Annotated in this window: 19 protein-coding genes; 2 read left to right on the top strand and 17 right to left on the bottom strand. The window is 71.8% G+C overall.

What is annotated here, in order from left to right:
* A partial coding sequence (locus GSF22_RS09540; RefSeq protein ID WP_208812995.1) for a helix-turn-helix domain-containing protein occupies window positions 1–270 on the bottom strand: 270 nt, incomplete at its 3' end.
* A gap of 256 nt (window positions 271–526) precedes the next feature.
* Between GSF22_RS09540 and GSF22_RS09535 the strand changes: the two genes are divergently transcribed.
* A complete protein-coding gene (locus GSF22_RS09535; protein ID WP_208812993.1) occupies window positions 527–7,858 on the top strand; it encodes a PKD domain-containing protein in 7,332 nt (2,443 codons plus the stop codon).
* Between the two features lie 56 nt (window positions 7,859–7,914).
* On the opposite strand, the gene GSF22_RS35645 is transcribed toward GSF22_RS09535, so the two are convergent.
* The 12 genes from GSF22_RS35645 to GSF22_RS09475 all read right to left on the bottom strand — a co-directional run bounded on the left by GSF22_RS35645 (window position 7,915) and on the right by GSF22_RS09475 (window position 20,569).
* Window positions 7,915–8,844, bottom strand: a complete 930-nt coding sequence (locus GSF22_RS35645) for a type II secretion system F family protein (RefSeq protein WP_208812991.1) — start codon at window positions 8,842–8,844, stop codon at window positions 7,915–7,917.
* A 1-nt stretch (window position 8,845) separates the two neighbouring features.
* The gene (locus GSF22_RS09525; protein WP_208812989.1) at window positions 8,846–10,807 is read right to left on the bottom strand and encodes a type II secretion system F family protein; all 1,962 of its coding nucleotides are present in this window, start codon (window positions 10,805–10,807) and stop codon (window positions 8,846–8,848) included.
* Window positions 10,804–12,150, bottom strand: coding sequence for a CpaF family protein (locus GSF22_RS09520; protein ID WP_208812987.1), 1,347 nt, complete (start codon window positions 12,148–12,150; stop codon window positions 10,804–10,806). The genes GSF22_RS09525 and GSF22_RS09520 overlap by 4 nt, the downstream gene beginning before the upstream one ends.
* Entirely contained in the window at window positions 12,147–13,331 is a 1,185-nt protein-coding gene (locus GSF22_RS09515) for an AAA family ATPase (protein ID WP_208812985.1), read from the bottom strand. The genes GSF22_RS09520 and GSF22_RS09515 overlap by 4 nt, the downstream gene beginning before the upstream one ends.
* A gap of 18 nt (window positions 13,332–13,349) precedes the next feature.
* Complete coding sequence (gene cpaB / locus GSF22_RS09510; protein WP_208812983.1) at window positions 13,350–14,126, bottom strand: Flp pilus assembly protein CpaB; 777 nt, start codon at window positions 14,124–14,126, stop codon at window positions 13,350–13,352.
* A gap of 35 nt (window positions 14,127–14,161) precedes the next feature.
* Window positions 14,162–15,382 carry a pilus assembly protein TadG-related protein gene (locus GSF22_RS09505; protein ID WP_208812981.1) on the bottom strand — a complete coding sequence of 407 codons (1,221 nt, stop codon included), beginning with the start codon at window positions 15,380–15,382 and terminating at the stop codon, window positions 14,162–14,164.
* Window positions 15,370–15,762 (bottom strand): TadE/TadG family type IV pilus assembly protein, encoded by a 393-nt coding sequence (locus GSF22_RS09500; protein WP_208812979.1) that lies wholly within the window; start codon window positions 15,760–15,762, stop codon window positions 15,370–15,372. Before GSF22_RS09500 ends, GSF22_RS09505 begins: the two co-directional genes overlap by 13 nt.
* A 150-nt stretch (window positions 15,763–15,912) precedes the next feature.
* The gene (locus GSF22_RS09495) at window positions 15,913–16,089 is read right to left on the bottom strand and encodes a Flp family type IVb pilin (RefSeq protein WP_307803864.1); all 177 of its coding nucleotides are present in this window, start codon (window positions 16,087–16,089) and stop codon (window positions 15,913–15,915) included.
* A 185-nt stretch (window positions 16,090–16,274) separates the two neighbouring features.
* Window positions 16,275–17,018: a prepilin peptidase gene (locus GSF22_RS09490; RefSeq protein ID WP_208812976.1), complete on the bottom strand. Its 744-nt coding sequence runs from the start codon at window positions 17,016–17,018 to the stop codon at window positions 16,275–16,277.
* A gap of 50 nt (window positions 17,019–17,068) precedes the next feature.
* Window positions 17,069–19,369, bottom strand: a complete 2,301-nt coding sequence (locus GSF22_RS09485) for a S8 family serine peptidase (RefSeq protein WP_208812974.1) — start codon at window positions 19,367–19,369, stop codon at window positions 17,069–17,071.
* A gap of 108 nt (window positions 19,370–19,477) precedes the next feature.
* Window positions 19,478–20,050, bottom strand: a complete 573-nt coding sequence (locus tag GSF22_RS09480) for a TetR/AcrR family transcriptional regulator (protein WP_208812972.1) — start codon at window positions 20,048–20,050, stop codon at window positions 19,478–19,480.
* Between the two features lie 12 nt (window positions 20,051–20,062).
* Window positions 20,063–20,569: a hypothetical protein gene (locus GSF22_RS09475; RefSeq protein WP_208812970.1), complete on the bottom strand. Its 507-nt coding sequence runs from the start codon at window positions 20,567–20,569 to the stop codon at window positions 20,063–20,065.
* 189 nt (window positions 20,570–20,758) lie between these two features.
* Here GSF22_RS09475 and GSF22_RS09470 point away from each other — a divergent pair, with 189 nt between their 5' ends.
* Window positions 20,759–21,484, top strand: a complete 726-nt coding sequence (locus GSF22_RS09470) for a carbonic anhydrase (RefSeq protein WP_208812968.1) — start codon at window positions 20,759–20,761, stop codon at window positions 21,482–21,484.
* A gap of 79 nt (window positions 21,485–21,563) precedes the next feature.
* On the opposite strand, the gene GSF22_RS09465 is transcribed toward GSF22_RS09470, so the two are convergent.
* The 4 genes from GSF22_RS09465 to GSF22_RS09450 are packed head-to-tail and all read right to left on the bottom strand — an operon-like array spanning window position 21,564 to window position 26,246.
* Window positions 21,564–23,231, bottom strand: a complete 1,668-nt coding sequence (locus tag GSF22_RS09465) for a beta-N-acetylhexosaminidase (protein ID WP_208812966.1) — start codon at window positions 23,229–23,231, stop codon at window positions 21,564–21,566.
* Window positions 23,231–24,067, bottom strand: a complete 837-nt coding sequence (locus GSF22_RS09460; RefSeq protein ID WP_208812963.1) for a carbohydrate ABC transporter permease — start codon at window positions 24,065–24,067, stop codon at window positions 23,231–23,233. The genes GSF22_RS09465 and GSF22_RS09460 overlap by 1 nt, the downstream gene beginning before the upstream one ends.
* Window positions 24,064–24,960, bottom strand: a complete 897-nt coding sequence (locus GSF22_RS09455; protein WP_208812961.1) for a carbohydrate ABC transporter permease — start codon at window positions 24,958–24,960, stop codon at window positions 24,064–24,066. The genes GSF22_RS09460 and GSF22_RS09455 overlap by 4 nt, the downstream gene beginning before the upstream one ends.
* Window positions 24,960–26,246 carry an extracellular solute-binding protein gene (locus GSF22_RS09450; protein ID WP_307803863.1) on the bottom strand — a complete coding sequence of 429 codons (1,287 nt, stop codon included), beginning with the start codon at window positions 26,244–26,246 and terminating at the stop codon, window positions 24,960–24,962. The genes GSF22_RS09455 and GSF22_RS09450 overlap by 1 nt, the downstream gene beginning before the upstream one ends.
* Window positions 26,247–26,435: the final 189 nt, after the last annotated feature.

Genomic DNA, 26,435 nt, shown 5'->3' with positions numbered 1-26,435 from the left:
GTCCGCGGTGCGGGGTCGGGGGAGGCTCGCGGCCAGCAGGGCCGCCCGGTCGGTGGCCGAGATCCCGAGCGCGCCGGCCAGCGAGCGCACCGTCCGTGGGTACGGGCGGCTGCGGATGCCGCGCTCCAGGGCGCTGACCGCGTGGGCGGTGACCCCGGCGCGTTCGGCCAGCTCCTCCTGGGTCAGCCCGGCCCGTTCGCGCAGCGTGCGCAACTGGACACCGAAGGGCACCGGATGTGGGGTGTCCGGGTCGGTGTCCTGAGTGATCACGCAGCGATTGTACGGAGCCGCAGGGCGCCGAGCAGTCAGGATCTTGACCCGCACAGTGCTCGTACGCTGCGAACTGTACGGGTGGTGTGCCTGGTGGTGGCCGGTGCGCGCGGCGAGAGTGGCCGATTGGGCCAGTGTCCGGGTAGGACGCCGGGCCCAACCGTCACCTCTTCGTGGTAAGGACCCCGTAATGCCCCGTGCCCGACGAAAGGCACTTGACCGGTATACCGCCTGTCTGGCGGTATTCTCCCTACTGTTGGCGCTGCCCTCCGCCGTGCTGCCCGCCGGGCCGGTGTCCGCCGACCCGGTCGGCGAGCTCGACAAGATCGTCCTTTCGGACACCCCGACCGGCGTCAGCGCCCACCCGGCGGTCGCCGCCGACGGCGACCACGTGGTGGCCGCCTGGGTGGACCAGGGGATGTCCCCCACCGGCTACGACGACCTCGTCATCCGGCAGAGCCTCGACGGCGGCGTGACCTGGCAGACCCGGAAGAACATCACGCTGGCCAGCGGGCCGTTGCACGGGGCCAAGCACCCGTCGGTCGCGGTCCGGGGCCAGGACATCCTCGTCGCGTTCCAGTCCAACGCGCTGGTCGACGGCGACGTCCACCGCATCGGCAACCACGACGTGCACCTGTACGCCAGCCACGACGGCGGCCGGTCGTTCGGTCCCCGGCAGATGATCGTCGAGGACCCCGAGGAGAGCGTCGACCCGCAGGTCGAGTTCCTCGACGACGACTCCGCGGTGGTGACCTGGATCTCCGGGGACGGCCGGCTGTCCCTGCGTCGTTCGGACGACCACGGCCGCACCTGGCGTGACATGCAGACCATCACCACGGACGCCGCGCAGAACGACGGCGACTACCTCGCCGCCGCGGACGGCAGTGCCTGGATCGGCTGGACGCCGCGCAACGGCGGTGGGGCGAAAATCGCACAGGTCCGCCCGGACGGCGACGTGATCGTGGACGGGTTCGACAGCGGCGGTACCCGGTCGGGAGAGATCAGCGTGGCCGCCGCCGGACCGGTCGTCGCCGCCGCCTGGGTCGACACGCGGGCCTCGGGCGGCGGCAACCTGCCGTACGGCGCGGTGATCCACGACGGCAGGCAGCGGACGGTGGCCAGTGCCCCGATCTCCACCACCGCCCGCCACCCCCGGCTGGGCGACGTGGAGGTCGACCGGGGTCTGGCGTACGTCACCTGGGAGGACTACGTCGACTGGGCGGGGCAGACCCACGTCGCCACCAGCTCCGACGGACGGACCTGGCACACCGGCCGGACCCTGCGGCCGTCGAACAACCCGCTCGGCTCCGCAGCCCAACTGGCCCGCACCGAGCCCGGCAACCGTCGCACCCCGACGGCCCGCATCGACTGGAGCATGCCCGACCGGTACGGGGTGGACGCCGACAACGACGGCCTGATCGACGAGCACCAGGACGCCGGGTTCGTCGGGCAGCGTGAGTTCGACGTCGACCTGGACGCCTGTGCCGCCGAGGGCGGGGACAGCCCGGTCACCGAGTACCGCTGGAGCATCGGCGGGCAGACCGTCAGCGCGGACACCTGCCGCAAGCGGGTCCGGCTGGCCGAGGGCGAGTACGACACCACGCTGGAGGTCAGGACCCAGGACGGCGAGTCCGCCCGGACCACGGCCAAGGTGACCGTCCGGGACCACCTGGTGGTCAGCATCGGCGACTCGGTCGCCTCCGGCGAGGGCGTACCGGACGTACCCCAGCAGGGCGACACCCCGGCCCGCTGGCAGAACGAGCAGTGCCACCGGTCCGCCCGGTCCGGTCCGTCCAGGGCGGCACTGCGCCTGGAACAGGCCGACCGGCGCAGCTCGGTTACCTTCCTGCACCTCGCCTGCTCGGGCGCCTCCGTCCTGCCGTTCGTCACCGGGGACACCACCGAGGGTGGCCTGCTCACCCCGTACGTCGGGGTGGTCCCCGGCGCCCCGATCGAACCTCAGGTCGACGCGGCGGCCCGACTCACCGCCGGCCGGGGCATCGACGCGCTCACCGTCTCCATCGGCGCCAACGACCTGCGCTTCTCGGCCGTGGTCAAGGACTGCATCACCACCGACTGCACCGGGGTCTCCACCGGGGAGGCGCTGGAGCAGCGGCTGGCCGTACTGCCCGACCACTACCGGGCCCTCGACGAGGCGATCGACGCCAAGCTGAAGCCGACCGTGACGGCCATCTCGCAGTACTTCGACCCGGCGCACGACGAGACCGGTGCGATCAACCTGCGCTGCGTGGCCAACGGCGTCGGGACCCTCGTCACCGACGAGGAGGCCGAGTGGGCGTACCGGAACGTGGTGAGCGTGCTCAACACCCAGGTCGCCTTCGCCGCCGGCAAGCACGGCTGGACCTTCGCCGACGGCATCGCCGACGAGTTCCGGCCGCACGGGTACTGCGCCCGGGACAACTGGGTCGTCCAGATCGGGCAGTCCCTCGACAGCCAGGACGACGAGAAGGGTGGCTTCCACCCCAACGTCGCCGGACACGAGGTGTACGGACGCCGGCTCGCCGAGGAGATCACCGCGAAGCTGCCGGCCCCGGTCGGCGACCGCACCCTCCCGGCCCCGGCCCCGGCGGGTGGCGCCAGCCTGCCCAAGGGCGCCGACGTGGTGCTGACCCGCAACGTCGACGCGGACCGGGTGGCCACCCCGATCTCGGCCAAGCCGGGTGCCGCCCCGGCGATCGGCACCGACGTCGGGCTGTCGGCCCGCACCGGCCTGTGGGCCGCCGAGTCGCGTTCGGTGGGCACCTCCACCGGTCTCGCCTCGGTCTTCGTGGAGAACACCGACCCGACGCGTACCCGCACCTCCACCTGGGAGGTGTACGGCCGACTGGTGCCCGTCGGTGAACCGGGCATCGCGGTACGCGCGGTCACCCCGGTACAGGCCCCGGACGCCCCGACGGTGGTCGTGGCCGGCAAGTCGGTGGCGGTCCGGGCCGAGATCCTCAACACCACCGGCCGGGCGGCGACCTACCCGGTCGAGGTGACCGTACGCGGTGTCGAGGGCGGTACCCGGACCTTCACCCAGCGGGTGGGCCTGCTCGGTGGGCGTAACGTCGTCCACCTGATGCCGTCCGACGACCCGCTGCTGCCCGCCGACGGGCAGTCGTTCGAGGCGACCGTCCGGGTCACCGGCGGCGACAGCGACGCCGGCAACGACAGTCTGACCTCGGCGGCGGTCCCGGTACGACCGGGACGTGACCTGCGCATCCTGTACGTGCCCCTGGGCAACAGCGCGGGCAGTGCACCGTCCTGCCGGGAGGTCAAGCAGACCGCCGACGAGAGCACCGCCTACCTCCAGGCTGCCCTGCCGGTACGCGACCTCGGCATCGAGGCCAGCACCTCCTGCGCCACCGTCGTCCGGGCGGTACGCGGCGAGGTGGGCGACTCGGTCTCGCTGACCCTGGGCCTGCTGAACAAGATGGCCACCGCGACCGGGCACGACCTGGTGGTCGGGGTCGGGCGGCCGAAGCTGCTCATCGACGACATGAACTTCTACGCGGCCGGCGCGGCGTTCGTCGGCGCGAAGAACGACGACGGCGCCCCCACCCGCAGCGCCATCATCGAAACCGCCTACTACCAGGCGGAGGCCCTGGCCCACGAGGTGGGACACACCTGGGGCCTGGAGCACGTCGAGGGCCTCGGCGCGCCCGGCTACCGGGTGGACGAGCGCGAGGTACGCGACGGTGGCGACTTCATGGCCCGCCAGCTCGCGCCCCCGTCGTGGATCTCCGCGAGCACCTTCGGCTACCTGCAGAAGCGGTTCGCGGCCCGGGCGGCGAACGGCCAGCGCGGCACCCTCGCGGCGCAGCGCTCCCTGCTGGTGTCGATGACCGTCGACAACCTCGACCGGCCGGACCAGGTACGGCTCTCCCCGCTGTCGGTACGCGAAGCCGCCACCACCGTCGGCCTCGGCGGCGAGGGCAGCTACGAACTGCGCTACCTCGACGGGAACGGCTCGGTGCTGGGCACCGTCGGACTCACCCCGGGGCACGTCGCCGAACAACCCGAGGACAGTGTCGACAGCGCCGGACTGAGCGAGCTGGCCCCCTGGCTGGACGGCACCCGGACGATCCAGCTCCGCCGGGGCGACAAGGTGCTCGTCAGCCGCACCGTCTCCGCCCAGGCACCGCAGGTCACGGTGCAGGCACCGACGGACCTCCCGGCCGGTAGCGACCTCCAGGTCAGCTGGACCGCGACCGACGCCGACACCTCCACCGCCGACCTGTACTCGACCGTCGAGATGAGCGTCGACGGCGGGACGAGCTGGCTGCCGGTGCTCACCGACACGAAGGCCACCGAGGCGACCCTGCCGATCGAGGGCGCGCTCGCCGGCAGGACCGTGCAGCTGCGGGTGGTGACCGGCGACGGTGTGCTGACCGGCAGCGCTACCGCCACCACCCGGATCGGGGCCCGGCCGAAGGCCGGCCGGATCGCCCTGGAGGAGGAGAACTACTTCACCTCCGGGACCAGCAACTACCGTTACTCGCTGGTCGTCCTGGACCCGGCGACCGGTGAACGCACCGTCGTGCAGTCGATGCTCCAGCACCAGCCCGACCCGGACTTCTCCCCGGACGGCAGGAAGCTGGCCTGGATCCACTACCGGGACCTGGTGGTCAGCGAACCGGACGGCACCGGCGAGCAGACCCTCGCGTACGCCCCGGCGTTCTCCAGCTGGACCTGCCCCGACTGGTCGCCGGACGGCAAGACCGTCGCCACCGTCGGCGACGGCTACTGGGTCACCCTGTTCGACGTCGCCACCGGCGAACGGACGACGATCGAGGACCGGCCGGACGGGGTGATGACCTGGGCGTACTCCTGCCCGCACTTCTCTCCCGACGGCAAGAAGCTGGCCCTCTACTCGGCCGGTGGCGGCACGGCGTCGCTGTGGGTGTACGACCTGGCCGGCAAGGAGTTCACGAAGGTACCGGTGCCGGAGGAACCGCTCAACCTCTTCGGCTGGTCGCCCGACGGCGAACTGCTGGTCACCCCGCGCGGCGGCGCGAACCAGGGCCAGACCTGGGCGATCCGCCCGGACGGTACCGGCTACTCCCGGGTCAGCACCCTGTACGGCGCCGAGCCGAACCCGCACGACGGCGGCTGGCTCGCCGGCCGGCCGGTCGGCGGCTACCAGCGGTACGACCTGGCGCTGCTGAACGCCGACGGCACGCAGAACAAGCTGTTCACCGACTACGACAACACCTCCACCGGGGACCCGTCCTGGGACTCTGCGACCGGCTGGGACTGGCAACCGCTGGTCGACGAGGAGCAACCCCCGGTAAAGGAGCCGTCCCTGGCCGACGCCGGTGGCCCGTACACCGGTGTCGAGGGTCAACGCATCACCGTCAACGCGGGCGGTGGCACCCGGCCGAACGGCGAGATCCCGCTGTACTTCTGGGATCTCGACGGTGACGGCGGGTACGACGACGCCGCCGGACCGAGCGCCGACCACACCATCGGCAAGGACGGCACCTCGACGGTGGCGGTCCGGGCCGTCCTCGCCGACGGCACGGCGGCCACCGGCACCGCCACCGTCACCGCCACCAACACGCTGCCGACGATCAGGGTGTCGCCGCTGCGTACCGTGGTCGGCCAGCCGACCCGGCTGGACACGGTCCTCATCACCGACGCCGACGGCGCGGCGATGCGCACCGACGTCGACTGGGCCGACGGCTCGGACATGACCCTCGACCAGCCGGTCCGCCGGGTACCGGAGGGCTGGTCCGTCACGCCCACCCACACCTGGACCACGCCGGGCACCTACCGGGTCGGCGTCTGGGCCAAGGACGACGACCCGGACCGGTACTCCTGGACCGAACTGGAGGTGACGGTGCTGCCGGCACCGGCGCCCGAGCTGACCGGGGTGTGGCCGGCGCACGGTCCGGCTGCCGGTGGCAGCGAGGTACGCCTCTCCGGTCAGCTGCTGCACTCGGTGGACGAGGTCCGGTTCGGCGACGTACCGGCGACCTCCTTCACCGTGGGCGAGGACGGCGCGGTCACCGCGGTCGCACCCGCCCTGCCGGCCGGCTCGACGGTCGACGTCACGGTGGTGGCCGACGGGGTGACCAGCCGGGTCAGCCAGAATGGCCGGTGGACCGTGGACGACGAACCGGCCACGGTCGGCGACGCCACGGCGAAGACCGCGGTGGACACCGCCGTCGAGGTGCCGCTGGAGGTCCGCAACACCGACGGCGGTCCGGCCGACCTGGCCGTCGCTGTCGCCCCCGAGCAGGGCAGGGCCAGCATCACCGGCACCGACCTGCGCTACGAACCGGCCGCCGGCTTCGTCGGCACGACCCGGATCGGGGTACGCGCCGGCAACGGTCCGGTCGCCCAGGTGACCGTCACCGTGGGCAGCCGCGCCCCGCTGCTCGGCGGGGAGACCCGCTCCGCGCCGGACGGTACGGCGGCCGGGACGACGGTCCGGTTCCCGCTGACCGAACTGCTGGCCAACGACGTCGACCCGGAGGGCGACGAGCTGACGATCACCACAGTCGAGGCGGTGTCCGGTGGTACGGCCCAGCTCGACGGCGACCACCTGGCCGCCACGGTGGCCGGTACGACCGCACCGCTGGAGTTCCGGTACACCGTCCGGGACGGCAGCGGCATGACCGCGACCGTCACGAGCTGGGTGGTCCTGGCCGGCGACGGACCGGGCGAACCGGCGCCGACCGCCGACGCCGGGGACGACCGCAGCGGTACCGAGGGTGCCGCCGTGGCGGTCACCGGTACGGTCAGTGCCGGCGCGACGGCAGCCTGGACGGTGCAGCCGGTGTCCGGCGTGGACTCCGGTGCCACCTGTACCGTCGCCGACCCGGCGGCGGTCAGCACCACGGTCACCTGCACTGACGACGGCACCTGGCGGCTCGTGCTGACCGCCACCTCACCGGGCGGTACGACCACCGACGCGGCCACGCTCACCGTGGGCAACGGCGCGCCGACGGTGACCATCGCGGCCCCGACGGACGGCACCGTCGTGCTGCCGGGACAGGCGGTGGAGGTACGCGCCGAGGGCACCGATCCGGGCGCCAACGACACCACGGCCCTGCGGATCGACGCGGGTGACGGGTCGGCGCCGAGGACCGGTGGCACGGCGTCCGTGACGTACGCCAAGGCGGGCGTCTACACGGTCACCGTGACCGGCACCGACGACGACGGGGCGAGCGGAACCGCGCAGGCCACCATCGTCGTCCGGGACCCGACGGCGACCGGCGGCCTGGTCCTGGCCGGCGGGAAGCTCGGCAGCGACGTGCGGTTCGGGCTCGCCGGCTACACCGGGAAGGCCAGCTGGGGCGTGGTCGCGCTGAACGACGCCGCCCGCAGGTCGACGCTGCTCGGCACGGTCAGCCGGGTGGGCATCACCGGCAGCACGGCGACGGTGACCGGCGTCGGGCTGTGGAACGGCAAGCCCGTCACGTTCGAGGCGGTCGTCGTCGACGGCGGCACCGTCGACGGCAGGCCGGCCACCGACACCGTACGGGTGAAGGTGCTGTCCCTCACCGGGTCGGTGCTCTGGAGCACCTCCGGTGCGGTACCGCTCAAGCCGGGTGCGGCCCTGGTGCAGGCGAAGTGAGGTAGGTCCGGACGGGCCGCCCCCCGCTGGTCGGGGGGCGGCCCGTCCGCATCGGGTCAGGAGAACAGACCGCTGTTCAGGATGTTGATGATGCCGGGTCCGAGTACCACGATGAACAGGGCGGGGAAGAGACAGAAGACCAGCGGGAAGAGGATCTTCACCGGTACCTTCTGGGCCAGTTCCTCGGCGCGTTGCCGGCGCCGGATGCGCATCTCCTTCGACTGCTCGCGGAGCACGTTGGCGATCGGGATACCGAGCTCGGTGGCCTGCACGACGATCGCGCAGAAGGTCTTCAACTCGATGACCCTGGACCGTCGGCCGAGCGCGCGCAGGGCCTCCGCCCGGCTGAGGCCGAGTTGGATCTCCTGGAGGGTACGGGCGAACTCGCTGGCCATCGGTCCCCGGCCGTAGTGCGTCACCTGGGCGAGCGCGGCGTCGAAACCGAGCCCCGCCTCCACGTTGACGGTGAGGGTGTCGAGGATGTCCGGCAGTGTCCTGCGGATGCTCTCCTGCCGGCGGTCCGCCAGCTCGTAGACGACCAGATCCGGCAGGTAGTAGCCGAGTACCGCCCCGAGCAGGCCGCCGATCAGCGCGCCGGGGACACCGGAGAGCAGCATCCCGGTGAGCACGCCGACCGTCGCGGCCCCGATCAGCGCCAGCCCCTTGATCTCGTAGACCCGGTCGATGGTCCAGTACGGCGGGTTGCCCGCGTAGTCGAGCCAGCGGCGGAGCCGGCCGACCGTACCGGCCGGGGTCACCGCCCGGCCGATCCGGATCATCCGGGCGCCCAACGGACCCGCCACCCGGTCGGTGAAGTTCTCCTCGGCCGGGTTCGCCGAACCGGCCGCGTAGACCTGGTCGATGGCGCTCAGGCCCCTGGCCACGCCCACCCGGTGGAAACTCGCGGTGGCCACGACGACCACGACGACGACCAGACCGACGAAGAAGGCCCCGCCGGCCACCAGCAGAAGTGTCGTCGCGTCCACCTCAGACCTCCACCTTGACCACACGGGCCATCCAGACCATCCCGACCAGCAGCAGGACCAGTCCGACCAGCAGCATCACGATGCCCAGCGGGTCGGTCACCAGGGGTGCCATGTACTCCCGACGGAAGACGAACATGAACAGACCGAGCACGATCGGCAGGCCGACCAGCACGTACGCGGAGAGCCGCCCCTCGGCGCTGAGGGACCGGACGTGCCGCCGGAGGCGGGACCGTTCCCGCATCGTCTCGACCGCCGTCTGGAGGACCTCGGCGAGGTTGCCGCCGACGTCACGTTGGATCCGTACCGCCATGACCACCCACCTGAGGTCCTCGCTGCGGACCCGTTCGGCGACCCGTTCGAGCGCCTCGGGCAGGTCGGCACCCAGCCGGTGCTCGGCCAGCGCCCGCCCGAACTCCACCGAGATCGGTTCCGCCGACTCACGGACCACCGCGTCCAACGCCTGCCCGAGCGACAGGCCGGAGCGCAGCGACCCGCCGACCAGTTGCAGTGCCTCGGGCAACTGCTCGGCGAACTGCTGGGACCGGCGGTCGGCGCGGATGCTCTGGTAGAGGCGGGGGGCCAGCCAACCCGCCAACGGACCGGCCAGCAGACCGAGCCAACCGAAGGCGAGGACGCCGAGAGCGCCGCCGGTCACCACCGCGCTGCCGTGCAGCAGCACCCACTCGTGGGGACGCAGCCGCAGCCCGGCCTGTTCCATCCGCAGGGCGATCCGGGTCTCCAGGTTCCGGGACCGGACGAAGGACTCGCTGGCGGCCAGGGCGGTCCTGGTCAACGCCGTGCCGACGGTGGCGGTCGGGACGACCGGGGAGCGGGGTGCGCCCGCCGGCCCGAACTGGTCGATCTGACTGATCCGCTGCTCCTTGCCGGAGCGGGGCCAGGCCAGCACGAGCACCAGGACCAGCACACTGGTGAAGAAGCCGGCGACCGCCGCCCAGATGGCCCAGCCGGGCAACCAGGGCCGCGACGGCGCGGACAGGGTCGTCGCGGGATCGTCGACCGGGCCGGCGAGGGTGACCGGCACGGTGGTCGTCAGGGGCGTGCCGGCGACCGTCACCGCGACCCGCAGGTCGCCGTCACGGCGGGCCAGTTCGTTGGGTACCCGCGCCTCCACGGCGAGCACCAGCGAGAAGGTTGCCGCAGCCGCCCGGAAGGTGTTGGTCAACGCCGTGCTGGTGGCGGCGGTGAGCAGGTTACCACCGGTGGCCCGGCTGATCGTGCGCAGGTTGGCCAGGCCGGCCGGGGCGGCCCGGAAGGCCACCACGTCGGTGGGCACTCCGGCGGCAGCCAGCGTGCCGGTGAGCCGGGACAGCGGGATCTGCGAGGCGGTGTCCGCGCCGTCGGAGAGGACCAGGATCCGCCGGTCGGAGTCGGGGCCGAAGCCGGCTCCGGTGAGGGTGTCGGCGCCGAGCAGCACCCCGTCGTACAGCGCGGTGTCGCCTCGGGCGTCGAGCCGGTCGAGCGCGGCGGTGAACGCGTCCCGGTCGTCGGTCGGTGCGAGCAGCACGGCCGGGGTGCCGGTGACCGCGACCAACCCGAGTCGGACGTCGGCGGGCAGCGCGGTGGCCAGGGCCCGGGCGGCGGCGCGGGCCGCCGCCAGCCGTTCCCCGGCCACCGATCCGCTCACGTCCAGGACGACCATCAGGGCCCGGGGTGGCAGTTTGCCCTCCGAGCGGCTCACCGCAACGGCATCCGCCGGTAGCGCGGTGTCCCCGACGGTGACGGTCACCGTCGACGGGTCGAGGACGGCGTTGCGGGGCAACTGCCGGGCGGTGAGCAGGAACCGCACCACGCCGGGTGCCGCCTCCAGGCCGGTCACGGTCAGCGTGCTGTCGGCCCGCGCCGCGCCGGTCGTCGTGGTCAGCAACGCGGTCAGGCCGGCGAGGACGGTGAGGACGGCGGCAACCGTCCGGCTGCCCCGTCGGCCGCTGGTCGGCCGGCTCACCGGAACGCCGTGGTGCGGCCGAACGTCGACGGGTCGAGCATGATGCCCGTGTCGGCGAGTTTCTCCAGGAAGCGGGGCCGCAGACCGGTGGGCTGGAGAGAACCGTGCAGCCGGCCCTGCTCGTCCTGCCCGGCCCGGTGGTCGTAGAGGAAGACGTCCTGGAGGCTGATCACGTCGCCCTCCATGCCCACCACCTCGGTGACGTGGGTGATCCGGCGGGTACCGTCCCGGAGCCGACTCTGGTGCACGATCAGGTCGACGGCGGAGGAGATCTGCTCACGGATCGCCCGGATCGGCAGGTCCATGCCGGCCATCAGCACCATGGTCTCCAGCCGGGAGAGCGAGTCGCGGGGCGAGTTGGCGTGCACGGTCGTCAACGAACCGTCGTGGCCGGTGTTCATCGCCTGCAACATGTCCAGCGCCGCCCCGTCCCGGACCTCGCCGACGACGATCCGGTCCGGCCGCATCCGCAGCGCGTTGCGCACCAGGTCACGGATGCTCACCTCGCCCCGGCCCTCGACGTTCGCCGGCCGGGACTCCAGCCGCACCACGTGCGGCTGGTGCAGTTGCAGTTCGGCCGCGTCCTCGATCGTGATGATCCGTTCGGTGTGCGGGATGAACTGTGACAGCACGTTGAGGGTGGTGGTCTTGCCGCTGCCGGTACCGCCGCTGATCAGGATGTCCTGCCGGCCGTGCACGCAGGCCGCGAGCAGGTCGGCCACCTGCCGGGAGAGGGTGCCGAAGGCGACCAGGTCGTGGATGCCGTACGGGTCGGCGGCGAACTTGCGGATGGTCAGTTTCGCCCCGTCCAGGGCGACCGGGGGCAGTACCGCGTTGACCCGGCTGCCGTCGGGTAGCCGCGCGTCCACCATCGGGCTGCTCTCGTCGATCCGCCGGCCCACCCGCGCGACGATCTTGTCGATGATGCGGCGCAGGTGTTCCTCGTCGACGAACGCGGCGTCGACCGGCAGGATCTTGCCGAACCGTTCGACGAAGATGCTCTCCGGTCCGTTGACCATGATCTCGCTGACGTCCGGGTCGCGGAGCATGGGCTCGATCGGGCCGTGACCGAGGATCTCGTCGCAGATCTCCGAGATGATCTGGGCCCGGTCCGCGGCGGTGAGCAGGTTGTCGTCCTTGCCGAGGACGGTCTGCAGGGTTTCGCGTACCCGTCGCTCCAGCACCTCCGGGGACCGTTCGCTGTAGAGCTGAGGTCCGAGGATCTCCTGGAGTTCCCGGTGCACCCGGCGCCGGAGCTGGGCCAGCGGACCGGTGGAGCGGCCGGTGGTACGCCGGTCGGTGGCCTCCACGGTGTGCCGGCCGAGGCGTTCGCTCAGGCTCATCGCCGCCCCCTGCCCAGCAGACCGCGCAGGCCCCGGGCGGTCGGCCTGCCCGGTTGACCGTCGGCGAGCCGGTTGACGGCGAGGTCCTGGATCGCCCGGCTCACCGGATGCTGCGGGTTGTCGAGCACGATGGGTACCCCCCGGTTGATGGAGACCGGGACGTCCCGGCTGGACGGCACGTACGCGGCGATCGGTGTCCGGATGACCCGGGCGATGTCGGCCGAGGTCAGGCCGACCTTGGCGTCGGAGCGGTTGAGCACCACCAGCCGGTGTTCCTGCGGCAGGTTGAGCAGGTCGAAGGTGTCCAGCGTGATCCGCAGGTTCTTCAGCGCCGGGATGTCCGGTGTGGTGAGCAGGACATGCTGGTGGGAGAGGTCCAGGGCGACCAGTACGTGGTCGTTGAACTGCGGGGGAGTGTCGATCACCACGAAGTCGAACAGGCTCCGGGACAGCTGCAGGATCTGCGTGACGAGATCCTGTTTCACCTGTTCGCCCTCGGTCGGGCCGGTCGGGGCGAGCAGGGCGTCCACACCCGGCCCGTACGGGGTGAACAGGGCCCGTACGGCCCGGCCGTCGAGGGCGGGACCGAGTCCCACGGCGTCGGCCATGCTGCGCTCCGGTACCAGTTGCAGCATGATCGCGACATCCCCGAAGGCGAGGTCGAGGTCGATCAGCCCGACCCGGCGCCGGCCGCCCTCGGCGAGCGCCACCGCCAGGTTCGTGGCCACGGTGGTCTTGCCGCAGCCGCCCTTGGCCGCGAAGACGGTGACGACCTTGGCGTCGGTTTCCGGCCCGGACTGCTCGGGACGGGTCGGGGAGACCGGCAGGAGCTGCCGGGAGATCTCCACCGACCGGGCGCACGCGTTCAACAGCTGCACCGAGTCGTCGGCGGGTACCACCTCCCGGATACCCGCCCGGAGCGCGTCGCCCAGCACGCCCACGTCCGTCTGCGCGCGGATCAGCACGACGCCGAGGCTGGGCCGGCTGAGCCGGTACCCGGCGGCCATGGCCATCGCCTCGCCCAGCTCCACGCCCGGCCCGAGGACCACGAGCCACTCCCCGGGCAGGTCGGTGACCAGCCGCGCGAGGTCCGACGACGTCACCACGGTGAGGGTGTCGCTGCCGAGGAGCATCGCGAACTGTTGGGCGACGCGCCGGTTCGGCTCGTACAGGATCGTCATGATCGACTCCGGTGTCCGCTACGGGAAGATGGAGCTGACACCGCCGGCCCGGTCGGTGTTCTCCACACCGGTGCCCGGCTTGACGGTCACGCTGTCGGTGAGCAGGCCGAGGTAGAGACTGCCGGTGTTCAGACCGAGGATCAGCCGCTCGGCCTCCTTCTGGTCCACGGCCAGGGTGAGCAGCAGGGTGCCGTTGGCGGTGCCGGACCTGGCCGGCTCCTCGTCCTCGGTGTCCCGGCGGGGCGGGGTGTAGGAGCCGACGGCCATCACCTGGACCCGGGGCAGCAGCAGCCGGGTCCGCTCGATCTTGCTCTCCTCCCCGTTCTTGTCGACGAGCTTGTAGGTGAGGAAGATCGCCACCTGGGAGCCGGCCCGCACGTACCCGGCGACCTGCTGCGGGGTGCCGGTCTGCACGGTCACCGCCATCTTCCCCTCCGGCAGGGCCAGGCCGCTGGTGACCTGGTCCTGTTCGCCGAAGTTCGCCTTCAGCAGGACCTGACCGGCGTTGATGGTCGAGGTGATGACGAGCTTGTCGAACTCGGCGCCCACCGCCGGCAGCGCCGTGCTCGGCACCGACGACCGGGGCATCCGTTCCAGCCGTACCAGTTCCTCGGCGCGGATGCGGGCGCCGGTGGTACCGGCCGGGATGCGTTCGGTGGCGATGGCCACCGTGACCGCGTCGGTGATCGCGGCTCGGGCCCGGGCGTCCGCGCTCAGCGCGTAGTAGATCACGCCGGCGGTGCCGAGTGCGGCGATCACCATCGCGAGCATGATCGTGAGGATGCGACGAGTCATGGCGAGCCTTCTGGTCGTTCGTGGGATCTCGGCGGTCAGCCGATGAGGGTGATGACGGTGGCGCCGACGGTGTCCAGGTCACCGATGTCGACCGGCCCGGGGACGCGGACGTCCACGAAGTAGCCGTAGATGCAGCGTTGCTGGCCCCCGCAGTGTGCCTGCCCGGTCAGCCAGGACCGCTTCTGCTTGCCCCGCCCGGCGCCGAAGAAGTAGCCGGTCGGTACGAACGCCTCCATGCTGGCGATCTCGTACCGGGTGTTCCGGCCGGTGCCGGTGACCTTGCGGTAGATCGGGACGAAGAGCACCTTGGCGGTGGCCGCGCTGTCGGTGATCGGGTCGAGGACGTCGACGCACGCGGCGGGGACGTCGCTACCCGGGTCGGCGGTGAAGGTCGCCGTGTTGCAGTCGGCGCTGCTGCCGTCGTCCAGCCAGCCGAAGCCGCCGGGGCGGTCCCAGCCGGGCGGGCCCGCCGGACAGTCCGGGTTGCCCTGCGCGTCGTGCAGCGTGAGCACCACCTCGTACCCGGCGGCCGGCACGTCGTTCGGCGGGTACGGCGGTGCCGGCGGGAAGTCCGTGCCGTTGTCGGTGGCCCGGTTCCACTCGCACTGGGAGAAGGTCACCGCCAGTCCGGCCCGGGGGGCACCCCAGCTCACCCGGGCGCAGGCCGCCACCGTGGCGCCCTCGTACCCGCCGTTGCCGGCCAGGGTCTGCGCGAACGACGGGGGCAGCAGGGTCGACCCGTCGGGCAGCGCCGTGGTGGTACGTACCTCCAGGTAGCGCTGGTCGTCGGGCGGGTCGCCGATGCAGCGGGTCAGGTTGTCGGGGGCGGGTACGTCGTCGCACGAGACCAGGTCCGCCAGCCCGGGTACGTTGCCGCAGATGCGGACGTCGGCGGCGCCGTCCCGGGCGTTCCTGCCGGCGGCGTAGTCGCTGGCGATGGTCGTCCGGTTCACGTCCGTGCAGTCGGCCAGGTCGTCGGCGCAGGCCTTGGCGACGGCCAGGGCGGCGGCGTCCGCTCCGGTCTGCAACTCCTCGCGTTCGGCGTAGAGCTGACCGACGTCCACGACCAGGGCGAGCATGCCGAGCAGGACACCGCCGGCGAGCAGGATCGTGAAGACGGTGCCGGCGGCGCCCTGATCGTCCCCGCGCAGGCGGCGGAAGATCCGGGACCGCCGCAGCGGCTGCTCCTGGCGGTCGGCCTGGTGGAGCGGCTGCTCCTCGCGGTCCGACCGCTGTGGTGCGGTCAACGCAGACATGGCATCACCCCGTGGCCCTGGAGGGTCACACCGTCACCGAGGTCGGCGATGACCCCCAGCGGTGTGACGAAGGTGAAGTCGTAGGCGACGTCGACGACCGCGTCGTCGTCGGGCTCGGGACTGGCGGGACAGTCCTCGATCGTCCGGTCCACCGCACCGATGGTCCGGCTGGCCTCGGTGACCCGGGCGTCGCCCTGCGTCGTGCCGGCCAGCGCGGTGGCCCGGGCCCCCTCCCGGGCGGCCTGGTTCACCGTGAGCTGGGCGTTCAGCATCCGTCCGAAGTCGATGATGGCGAAGATGACCAGCAGGACGACCGGGAGGATGAGGGCGAACTCGACCGCCGCCGCGCCCCGGTCACGGGGTCGGCCGGCAGCCGGCACTCTCCCCGGAGGGACACCGGGCGCCCGTCGGCGGTCGCCCGTGTCACCAGGAACCCGGTCCACGGCACTCCTCGATCTCGGCGGGGTGGGTGGGCCGTGACCGGCCCACCCACCCGACACGTCGCTGGTGGGTAGGGATGACCGGACGAGCTAGCAGTTCTCCGTCGCGGTGACGCAGTCCCTGACATCGCCGAACTTCTCGTCCAGCGCGCCACCGAGAGCGAAGACCGTGGCGGCGATGACCACCGCGATCAGCGCGACCAGCAGGCCGTACTCGACGGCGGACGCACCCTCGTCCCGCCGCAACCTCGCTACAAGCTTGTTCACAGAGTTGTCCTCTCCCAGACCGCCCGACGGGGGCGATGTCATACGCGGCTGCCGCCGGGGCCCCGACGGGGCCGTGGCGGTGACCAGGCAGAAGCAGTGAACATGCTCTTGACCTGCGAAATCACCCTCCATCGGGTAGACCCGGGGTGCCGATCGGTTGCTCATCGTCGGCCGCCGGAGCCGATCTAGCCGATGGTCGGCCACCATCGGGCGGCAGGAACAGCCAGCAGGGCACCGGTCAGGAGGGCAGGACCGAATGGCACCTTCGTCTTCCAACCGGCCCGCCCGGTGACCAGCAGAAACAGCAGCAGTGGCACGTTGAGCACCCACGGCAGCACGGCACCGAGCAGCACCGTGCCCCAGCCGAGCCAGCCCAGGTACCAGCCCAGCAGGGCACCGACCTTGGCATCACCGAGGCCGAACCCGCCACCGGGCAGCAACGCCATCGCGGTGAACACCAGACCCAGGGTCAGGCAGGCGAGCAGCCCGCGCAGCCAGTCGTCCCACTGTCCGGTCCCGGCCGCCACGGCCGCCAACAGCACCGGGGTCACGGCCAGGGCCGGCAGCACCAGCGGGTCGGGCAGCCGACGGCAGGCGAGGTCGATGGCGCCGAGCAGGACCCCGAGCACGGCGACCGCCAGGAAGAGAGGGAGTTCGGTCACCGGCCCGAGCGTCGCGCCGAGCAGCCCACCGGCCAGCCCGGCGGCCAGGGCGGTCGACCACCGGGGCGGGCCGAGCCGGGCGGCACAACCTCCGCACCTCGCGGCCAGCCAGCCGGGTACCCCGCCGGGGAGCGGGCCGGCGCAGGCGGCGCAGGTGGACCGGGCCGGCTCGCCGTAGGCGACCGAGAGCCGGTGGGCCACGGTGGGGACCAGCAGGCCGGCGGCGGCGCAGGCCAGCGCGGCGGTGCCGGTCACGAGGGGTGACATGCGCCGTAGGGTATGCCCCTGGCTGGCCTGCGGTCGTACCGGTCGGTGGGTCAGGGCATCGGGATCAGGCTCGCGGTGAAGCCGCCGTCCCCGGTGGCGAAGGCCAGCGGTATCCAGGGCCAGTTCGTCCCGCCGGAGACCGCCAGGTCGTCCCGGCCGTCGCCGTCGAAGTCCCCGGCGACCAGCTGCGTCGCCTGCGCGGCGTAGCCCGGGAAGGTGGCGTACGACCGGTTGACCACGCTGAAGCCGCCGGTGCCGTCGGACACGGCAACCGGGGTGGAGGACGGGTGCTGCGGGCCGGCGACCACCAGGTCGGCCTGCGGGCCGGCGTCGTGGAACCGGCCGATGGTCACCTTGGCCTGGCTCGCTGCGGTGTACGACGGGAAGTCGGCGACGCCGGTGTCGGTGACGGTGAACGTACCGTCACCGGTGGAGAAGGCGACCGGGACGGTGGTCCAGCCGGTGCCCCCGGTCGCGACGAGGTCGTCGCGGCCGTCGGCATTGACATCGCCACTGAGTACCCGAGCGCCGGTGGTGGCCGCGCGGGCGGGGAAGGTGGTGACGGTCTGCTGGGTGACGGTGAACGTACCGTCGGTCTGGGAGAACGCGATCGGGATGGTGGTCCAGCCGGTGCCGCCGGCCAGGGCCAGGTCGTCGCGGCCGTTGCCGTCGAAGTCGCCGCTGAGCAGTTTGGCGCCGGTCACCCGGGCCAGCGCGGGGAAGTTCGGCAGGCCGGTCGGGGTGGCCCGGAACGTGCCGTCCCCGTTGGAGTAGCCGATCGGCAGCCAGGCCCAGTCGGCCCCGCCGGCCAGGGCCAGGTCGTCGCGGCCGTCGCCGTCGAAGTCGCCGCTGACCGCCTGCACGCCGGGCACCGCCGCCCAGTCGGCGAACTGCTGCTGCGGCAGGTTGGTGAGCCGGAACCGGCCGTTGCCGGTGGAGAACGCGACGGGTATCGACCCGCCGCCGGCTCCGGTGAGCACGAGGTCGTCGCGGCCGTCGCCGTCGAAGTCGCCGCTGAGCATCCGGGCGTTGGGCAGACAGGCCCAGGTGGCGAACTTGCTGACGCCGAGGGTGTACAGCAGGCGGTTGGGTGAGCCGGTGCCCGTGTTGGTCACCACGTTGCGGGTTGCCATTTCGAGCACGATCCAACTGGTCACGTCGCTGATCGTGTCGTTGGGGTGGGTCTGGAGGTAGAGTGCCGCCGCGCCGGCCACGTGCGGACTCGCCTGCGAGGTCCCGCTCAGTGTGTTCGTGGCGGTGTCCGAGGTGTGCCAGGTCGAGGTGATGCCGGTGCCGGGGGCGAAGATGTCGACGCAGGTGCCGTAGTTGGAGTACGAGCCACGGCTGTCCGTACGGTCCGTCGCCGCGACGGTGATCGCCCAGGAGACCCGCGCCGGTGAGTAGCCGCAGGCGTCGGCGGCGTTGTTGCCGGCCGCGACCACGTAGGTGATGCCCTGGCCGATCGAGTTGTTCACCGCCGTGTCCAGGGGCGCGCTGGCGCTGCCGCCGAGGCTCATGTTCGCCACCGCCGGTCGGGTGGTCTGCCGGCTGACCCAGTCGACTCCGGCGATGGTGGCGGACACCGTACCGCTGCCGTTGCAGGCCACCACCTTGACCGGTACCAGCCGGACGCCCTTGGCCACCCCGTGGCGGCTCCCGCCGATCGTGCCGGCGACGTGCGTGCCGTGACCGTTGCAGTCGGTCATGCCGTTGCTGGCGTCGACGGCGGAGAAGCCGGGCACCACCCGGCCGGCGAAGTCGCTGTGGGTGGCCCGGATGCCGGTGTCGATCACGTAGGCGGTCACCCCGGCCCCGGTGATGCCGTTGTGCCACTGGTACTGGCTGTTGAGCGGCAGGGTGCGCTGGTCGACCCGGTCCAGGCCCCAGTTCGGCGGCGACGACTGGGAGTCGTCGACCGTGATCCGCTGGTCGGCGGCGAGGTAGGCGACGCCGGGGTCGGCGCGCAGCGCGGCCACCTGGGCGGGGGTGAGCGGGGCGGCGAACCCGTTGAGTGCGCGGTGGTACCGGTGGCTGATCCGGACTCCGGCCGCTTCGGCGCGGGCGACGGCGGTGGCGGCGCGGGCGGCCTGGGCGGTGCCGGGTGCACCGTGGAGCACCACGATGTACCTGCCGGGGAGCGCCCCGGTGCTGGTCGTGTCGAGCAGGGGAGCCGGGCTGGATGCGGTCGCGGGTGCGGCGGCCGCCGCCGTGGGCAGACTCAGTGATGCGAGTACGGAGACCAGGGTGAGCGCGATGCAGCGGACCGGTCTCGTCCATTGCGCGGGCGGCGGGTCCACGGGGTGCTGATCGGTGTGTCGACTGTCCGGTGTCGACCATTCGAGGTGTCGCATGTGGTTGCCTCTCCTCGGCGGTACCCCCTCCGTTATATTGACAGATTTCTTTGGTCGGTGACGGTCGGTTCCACGACGGCAGGACCCTGCCGTCGCGGGCGGCGCGGGTCAGTCCGCCGGGTCGTCCACCTGGGGAAAGGCACACCACACCGCGCGCAGCAGCGCCTCCACGTCGGCCGTCGACACACTGCCGGGCTCGGCGAGTTCGGCGGCGTCCGTCGCCGCCAGGATCGCGCCTGTGGCCACCCGCGTCAGCCGGTGCGGTGCGGACACGAGTCCGAGCGTGACCGCGTTCCCGAAGAAGGCATCCACCCATTCGTCGAGTCCGCCACCGGTGGCGGTGGCCAGGACCGGGCGGAGTTCCGGGGCCTCGGCGAGAAGGGCGGAGAGCTGTTGCGTGCCGGCGCGGAAGGCGGCCCAGAACGCTGCGGGATCAGGTTGCGCGACCCAGGCGCCCAGTGCCGCGGCGACCCTCCGGAGGGCAGCGGCACGAACGGCATCGACGAGGTCGCCCCTGCCGTCGAAGTAGTTGTACATCGCGGAGCGGGACAGGCCGGCTTCGTCGGCGACCTCGTGGACCGACAGGTCGGCGAGGCCGCGAACCGAGAACTGGCGGGTGGCGACCGCGAGGATGCGTTCCTGCTCGGTCGCCGGCAACCTGTGGAAGCGGGGGAGAGGCATGGCCGGACCGGTCTAGGCGGTGGTGGGGGCGGTCAACCGACGCCCGAGGAGAGCGGTGTGGCCCCAGTGCCAGGCCCAGGCGGCGACAGCGAGCAGGCCCGAGGTCAGCCCGACGGTGCCGGGCAGGAGCGAAGCGATCTGGAGGATGCACCACGCCGTGCCGACAACCTTCCAGGAGCGGATGACGGAACCGGATAGGCGGCCGTCGCGGCGGAGGCTGCCGCCGAGGTCGGCGATGATGCGGAAGTCCTCGACGAAGTTGAACGGGATCGCGAACATCAACCAGACCGACCGTGGGGACCGCGCCCGGGCATCGGGCCTGACGCGTTCCTGAAGGTGCTGCAACTTCCGGCAGTAGAGGGCGACCAGGCCGAAGAACAGCGCCAGGGCTGCGACTGCGCCGGGGACGCCGAACGCGGTGACCTCGCCGAGGATGCCCGCGCCCCAGGAGGGCGCCCAGAGTGGCTGGGCCAGCAGGGCGACCACCGGGAGGGTGAGAAGGATGGTGGCTAGCGACATCCCGCAAGGATACAGCCTCTGGGGCGGTATGTGTGTACACGGTGTCCACAGCCGGACCGCCCGCCGTCCACCAGGCGGAATCACATCGATATTCTTCTCTGAGTCGGGGTAGGGTGCTGCCACCCGACGGGCCGACACCGTTGACGGCGCCGAAGAATCCGCCAGGTCTCCAGGCCAAGGAGGAACACCGTGCGACATCACCACATCTCTCGCCGCTCGTTGCTGGCTGCCGGCGGCGCCACCGCGTTCACCGTCGGAGCCGGTGTCACCGCTCCGCAGGCCGCCGCCGCTCCGCTGGCCGCCGTAGCACCGGTCCGGCCGTCGGTCACCAGCCCGGACGACGCACTCGGTCGCCTCGTGACGGGCAACCAGCGCTTCGCCGCCGGCTGCGGCCGGCACCCCCGACAGACCCTGGAGGACGTGTACCGGCTGGCCGCCGGGCAGCACCCGTTCGCCGTCATCGTCGGCTGCGCCGACTCCCGGGTCGCCCCTGAGGTGATCTTCGATCAGGGCCTGGGAGACCTGTTCGACAACCGGGTTGCCGGCAACATCGTCGACGACCTGCTGCTCGGCAGTGTCGAGTTCGCCGTGGAGGAGTTCCACAGCCCGCTGATCGTCGTGCTCGGGCACGAACGGTGCGGCGCGATCACCGCGACCATCGACGCCATCCGCAACGGCGGCTCGGCGCCCGGCCACATCGGCACGATCGTCGACGCGCTGCGCCCGATCGTCGCACCGGTGTTGAGCCAGCCGGGCGATCCGGTGGACAACGCCGTCCGGGCCAACGTCAGGGCGCAGGCCCAGAGTCTGCTCGACCGCAGTGAGATCATCGCCGAGCGGGTCCGCCAGGGCGCGTTGCAGGTGGTCGGCGCCCGGTACGACCTCGACAACGGCCAGGTCGCCCTGGTCAGCTGACCAAGCGTGGTCGCGGCGGCCGGTCGGCAGCAGCAACGGTGTCCGTGACGGACGTGGCAGCGTGCGCCGTACCGTCGCCTCACCGCCCGGGCGCCGGCCGGGGCGGGTCGTTGCCGGCCGGGCCCGGCCTGGGCGGTAGCACGTTGCCGGTCAGCGTGGCCAACTCGGCGTCCCGGTCGGCCCGCTCCCGTGGCCAGCCGGCGGCGTCCGGCCGCCGCTGCCACGGCAGCGGCCCGCCGGGCCGGCGGTACTCGACGCCCAGCGCGTCCAACCGTCGCAGGTGGTCCGCCAGCCGCCGGTCGAAACCGTCCCACGGCGGCGCCGAGCCGGGCGACCAGACGGCCTCGGCGAACGCGGACAGCCGGGGGAAGGCCAGATAGTCGACGGTCCGGGGACTGTCGGCGTGTTCGGTCCACAGGTTGCACTGGGCGCCGAGGATCCGGTGTCGCAACTCGGCGGGGAGCCCGGGGGGTACCGGGTCGAAGGCCCGGACGTCGGCGACGGTGAGCACCGTACCCACCGGGATCGGTTCGTCGGGTGCGGCGGACTGCCGGTAGTCCAGGTAGGCGGCGGTGTCCCAGCAGGCGACCACGTCGTGTCCGGCGCGGGCCGCCGCGACGGCCAGCGCCGGCCCGCGCCAGGCGGCCACGGTCGCCCCCGGCGGGAGGTCGCCCTCCAGGATCTCGTCCCAACCGAACAGCACCCGGCCGTTCGCGGCGAGGTGGCGCTGGAACTGGTGGACGAACCAGCCCTGCAACCCGTCCTCGTCGGGTAGACCGAGTTCGGCCAGGCGCCGCTGGGCGGCGGCACTGGCCCGCCACTCGTCCTTGACGCACTCGTCACCGCCGATGCCGATGTGCCGGCTGGGGAACAGGTCCATCACCTCGTCCAGCACGTTGCGGAAGAACGTGATGGTCTCGTCGGAGACGTTGAGGACCCGGCGGGAGACACCCCAGCGGGTGGCGACCTGCGCCGGCTGGTCGGGGTCGTTGCCCAGCCAGGGGTACGCCGCGATGGCGGCCTGGGTGTGGCCGGGCAGGTCGATCTCCGGTACCACGGTGACGAACCGTTCCGCCGCGTACGCGACGATCTCCCGGATGTCGTCCTGGTCGTAGAAGCCACCGTGTGGTCGGCCGTCGAAGCGTTCGTGCTGGCGGGACCCGACCATCGACTCCTCGCGCCACCCGCCGACCTCGGTCAGTCGCGGGTAGCGCCGGATCTGCACCCGCCAGCCCTGGTCGTCGGTCAGGTGCAGGTGCAGCACGTTGAGTTTGTGCGCGGCGAGCAGGTCGACGAAACGCAGCACCCCGGCGACCGGCATGAAGTGCCGGGCGACGTCGAGCATGCAGCCCCGCCAACCGAAGCGCGGCTCGTCCCGGATGTCGACGCACGGCACCGTCCACGGTCCGGTGCCCACCGGTGCCCGCCGGTACACCGCCGGGGGGAGCAGTTGCCGCAGGGTCTGTACCCCGTAGAACGCCCCGGCCGGTGAACCGCCGTCGATGGTCACCCGGTCGGGGCGTACCCGCAGCCGGTAACCCTCGGCGGGCAGGGTCGGGTCGACGGTGAGCGCGACGGTGGCGCCCGGTAGGGCGGCGTCGGGCAGCGGCAGTCCGGTGGAGCGGGACAGCGTCTCCCGCACCTGCCGGGCCACCCCGGCGCAGGCCGGGTCGCTGCCGAGGGTCGTCGCCCCGGTGAGGGTGTGCGTACCGGGTCGCGGGTGCATGGTGACCGGTCGGGGCAGCATCAGTCCTTCACCGCCCCGCCGAGCCCGGACACCAGCCGACGTCGCACGAAGACGAAGAAGACCAGCACCGGGATCGTCATCACGGTGGAGGCGGCCATGATCCCGCCCCAGTCGTTCTCGTCCGGCTTGAAGAAGACCAGCAGCGCGGCGGGCAGGGTCTGCTTCTCGGTGGCGCTGATGATGAACGTCTTGGCGAACAGGAAGTCGTTCCACGCGGTGATGAAGGAGAACACACTCGTCGCGGCGAGACCGGGCGCGACCAGCGGGAACAGGATGCGCCACAGGATGGTCAGCCGGTTCGCGCCGTCCACCGTCGCGGCCTCCTCCACCTCGACCGGTACCGCCGCCACGAAGCCGCGCAGCATCCAGATGGTGAACGGCAGGCTGAACGCCAACTGGACCAGGACCAGCGAGCCGAGGGTGTTCAACCCGATCCCGGGTACCGTGCGACCGAGGTCGCGGATCTGGAAGAACAGCGGGATGCTCAGCGCCTCCACCGGCACCATCTGCGCGACCAGGAACATCACCAGGATGGTGGTCCGGGAGCGGAACCGGAACCGGGTCAGCGCCATCGCCGCCAGGAACGACACCAGCGCACTGAGTACGACCACCGCCAGTGCGACGGTGAGGCTGTTGAGGAAGTACCGACCGAAGCCGCTGACGCCCAGCGCCGACCGGAAGTGGTCCAGGGTCGGGTGCAGGGTCCAGGGCCGGGGGTCGGCCGACTGGATCTCGCCGGTCGGCTTCACCGCCGACAGGACCATCCAGTAGATCGGGAACACCGTCAGCGCGGCGACCGCGATGGCCACGGTGTCGGCGATTCGGCGGCGGATCACAGCGCCTCCCCGGTGCGGCGCAGTGCCCGCAGGTAGAACAGGGTGACCACGAGCAGGATCACCGTCATCACGATGCCGATCGCGGAGCCCAGGCCGTACTGGGACGAGGCGAACGCCTTCTGGTAGGCGTACACGTTGAGCACCATGTTCTGTCCGGCGATGCCGCCGCCGCGGGTCATCACGTAGATCTGGGTGAACACCTTGAAGTCCCAGATGATCGACTGGATCACCACGATGGTGATGAGGGGGCGGAGCATCGGTGCGGTGATCCGCCGGAAGATGGTGAACGCGCCCGCCCCGTCGAGGGCCGCAGCTTCCCGTACCGATTCGGGAATGGCCTGGATGCCGGCGTACAGGGTGATCATCACGAACGGGAACGAGTGCCAGACCACCACCGCGCCGACCAGCGCGAAGGCCACACTCCGTTCGTAGAGCCAGTTGTAGCCGGGCAGGCCGAGCACCTCGTTGACCAGGCCGAGGTTGCTGTCGAACAGGAACATCCAGACCACCGAGCCGGTCATCGCCGGTGCGGCCCAGGCGGCCAGCGCGGCGAACGACAGCGTCGTGCGGGCGACCCGGCCGACCCGGGTCAGCAGTACCGCCAGCGCGGCCCCCACTGCGAGCGTGACGACCACACAGCCGGCCGCGAAGACCACGGTCTGGCCGAGCACGGTCCAGAAGACCTGGTCCCCGAACAGCGTGCGGAAGTTGCCCAGGCCCAGGAAACGTGCCGGTACCCCGCCACTGACCTGCGGCTGCCCGTAGTCGAACAGGGAGAGCAGGCCGAGCTGGTAGAGCGGGTACGCGAACATCGGCACCAGGATGGCGAGCGCCGGCAGCAGCAGCCACAGGGGTGTCAGCCGCTGCCGGCGGATCGTTGCGGAGTTGCTCATTACTTCGTGAACGCCGCGGTGATCTGGGTGTTCGCCTCGGCTGCCGCCGCGTCGACGCTGGCCCGTCCGGTGATCACCTTCTGGAACATGTTCGGCAGGATCTTCTCCGCGTCGATCGTGGTCCACGCCTTGTCCACCGGCACGAACCGGGTACCGGCGTCCATGGTGTCGACGAACGGCTTGAGGAACGGCTCCTTGGCGATCACCTCGGCGCGGGCGGACTTCATCGCCGGCACGAAACCCATCGCGTCGTACAGCTTGAGGCCGTACTTCTTGCTGGCCAGCAACTGCATGAACTCCACCGCTAGGGTCCGGTGCGAGGTGGAGCGGAAGACGCCGAGGCTGCTGCCACCGGCGAAGGCGGGCGCGATGGAGCCCGGCTTGGCGCCGGGCAGCGGCACCACGGCGTACTTGCCCTTCACCGCACCGGCCTCCACGGCGGACCGGCTGAAGTTGCCGAGGATGCCCATACCGGCCCGGCCGGCGGCGAACGCCTCGACGGTGCCGCCGCCGGTGAGGTCCACGCACTGCTTCGGCGGGCAGATGTCGTCGCGGAACAGGTTGGTGTAGGCGGTGATGCCGGCCTTCGACGCGGGCGAGTCGATGGCCGCCGTGTACCGGCCGCCCGAGACGGTGGCGATGTCGCCCCCGGCGTCCCAGACGAACGGCATCGCGCCGAAGGTGTACAGCCCGCCGACCGCGATGCCGAGCATGTCCTTGCGTTCGGCGCGGATCTTGCGGGCCGTGTCGACGAGTTCCGCGTAGGAGGTCGGGGGCCGCAGGCCGAGGTCGGTGAAGACGTCGGTGCGGTAGTACAGCGCCCGGACACCGATCCACCACGGTACGCCGTACGCCTTGTCGCCGACGGTGACCGTGCTGACCAGGTCCGCCGGCAGGTCGGCGCCCTCGGGCCAGGTCTTCAGGTCCCCGGTGACGTCGGCCATGCCGTTGGCGGCCACGAAACCGGCCAGGTCGGTGTTGCCGACCTCGGTCACGTCCGGCGCGCTGGCCGGGTCGCTGAGCGCGCCCTTGTACTTCTCGGCCCGGGTCTCGGTGGCCAGGTAGCTGACATCGACGGTGACGTCCGGGTGGGTGGCGGTGAACTCGGCGACGGCTTCCTTGACGACCGCCTCCTTGGCGGCGCGGTTGGCCTCGTCGAAGAGCCAGACGCGCAGGGTGCCGGTCTTGCTGTCGGTGCTGTCCTTGGGTTGTTCGGTGGAGGGGGCGCAGGCGCCGAGGCCGAGGCCCAGGGCCAGCAGGACGGTGAGGGTGAGGGATTTCCGCACGGCTATTCTCCCGAAATAACGAGCGATGTTCGTAATTAGCTCGATATGGATGTCGTACAGACTGAGCTGCCCGCAGATTCGCGTCAAGCCCTCGAAATCCCTGCTCAGAAGCGGCTTCTCGGCCGATCGGCAACGGTTTTCGGGCAGCTCGGAAGGCCGCCCGGTGACACGGGCGACAGGGGACGGGGT

The organism is Micromonospora echinofusca (genome assembly GCF_017614955.1).
Lineage (GTDB): Bacteria > Actinomycetota > Actinomycetes > Mycobacteriales > Micromonosporaceae > Micromonospora > Micromonospora echinofusca_A.
The sequence above is the reverse complement of the archived record's forward strand: the minus strand, read 5'-3'. Positions and strand labels throughout refer to the sequence as shown.

Excerpts from the sequence above, each read along its gene's own strand:
- GSF22_RS09455 (WP_208812961.1), bottom strand. The coding sequence starts at position 24,960 with ATGAGCAACTCCGCAACGATCCGCCGGCAGCGGCTGACACCCCTGTGG.
- GSF22_RS09465 (WP_208812966.1), bottom strand. The coding sequence starts at position 23,231 with ATGCTGCCCCGACCGGTCACCATGCACCCGCGACCCGGTACGCACACC.
- cpaB (WP_208812983.1), bottom strand. The coding sequence starts at position 14,126 with ATGACTCGTCGCATCCTCACGATCATGCTCGCGATGGTGATCGCCGCA.
- GSF22_RS09505 (WP_208812981.1), bottom strand. The coding sequence starts at position 15,382 with ATGTCTGCGTTGACCGCACCACAGCGGTCGGACCGCGAGGAGCAGCCG.
- GSF22_RS09485 (WP_208812974.1), bottom strand. The coding sequence starts at position 19,369 with ATGCGACACCTCGAATGGTCGACACCGGACAGTCGACACACCGATCAG.
- GSF22_RS09475 (WP_208812970.1), bottom strand. The coding sequence starts at position 20,569 with ATGTCGCTAGCCACCATCCTTCTCACCCTCCCGGTGGTCGCCCTGCTG.
- GSF22_RS09520 (WP_208812987.1), bottom strand. The coding sequence starts at position 12,150 with ATGAGCCTGAGCGAACGCCTCGGCCGGCACACCGTGGAGGCCACCGAC.
- GSF22_RS09480 (WP_208812972.1), bottom strand. The coding sequence starts at position 20,050 with ATGCCTCTCCCCCGCTTCCACAGGTTGCCGGCGACCGAGCAGGAACGC.
- GSF22_RS09490 (WP_208812976.1), bottom strand. The coding sequence starts at position 17,018 with ATGTCACCCCTCGTGACCGGCACCGCCGCGCTGGCCTGCGCCGCCGCC.
- GSF22_RS09515 (WP_208812985.1), bottom strand. The coding sequence starts at position 13,331 with ATGACGATCCTGTACGAGCCGAACCGGCGCGTCGCCCAACAGTTCGCG.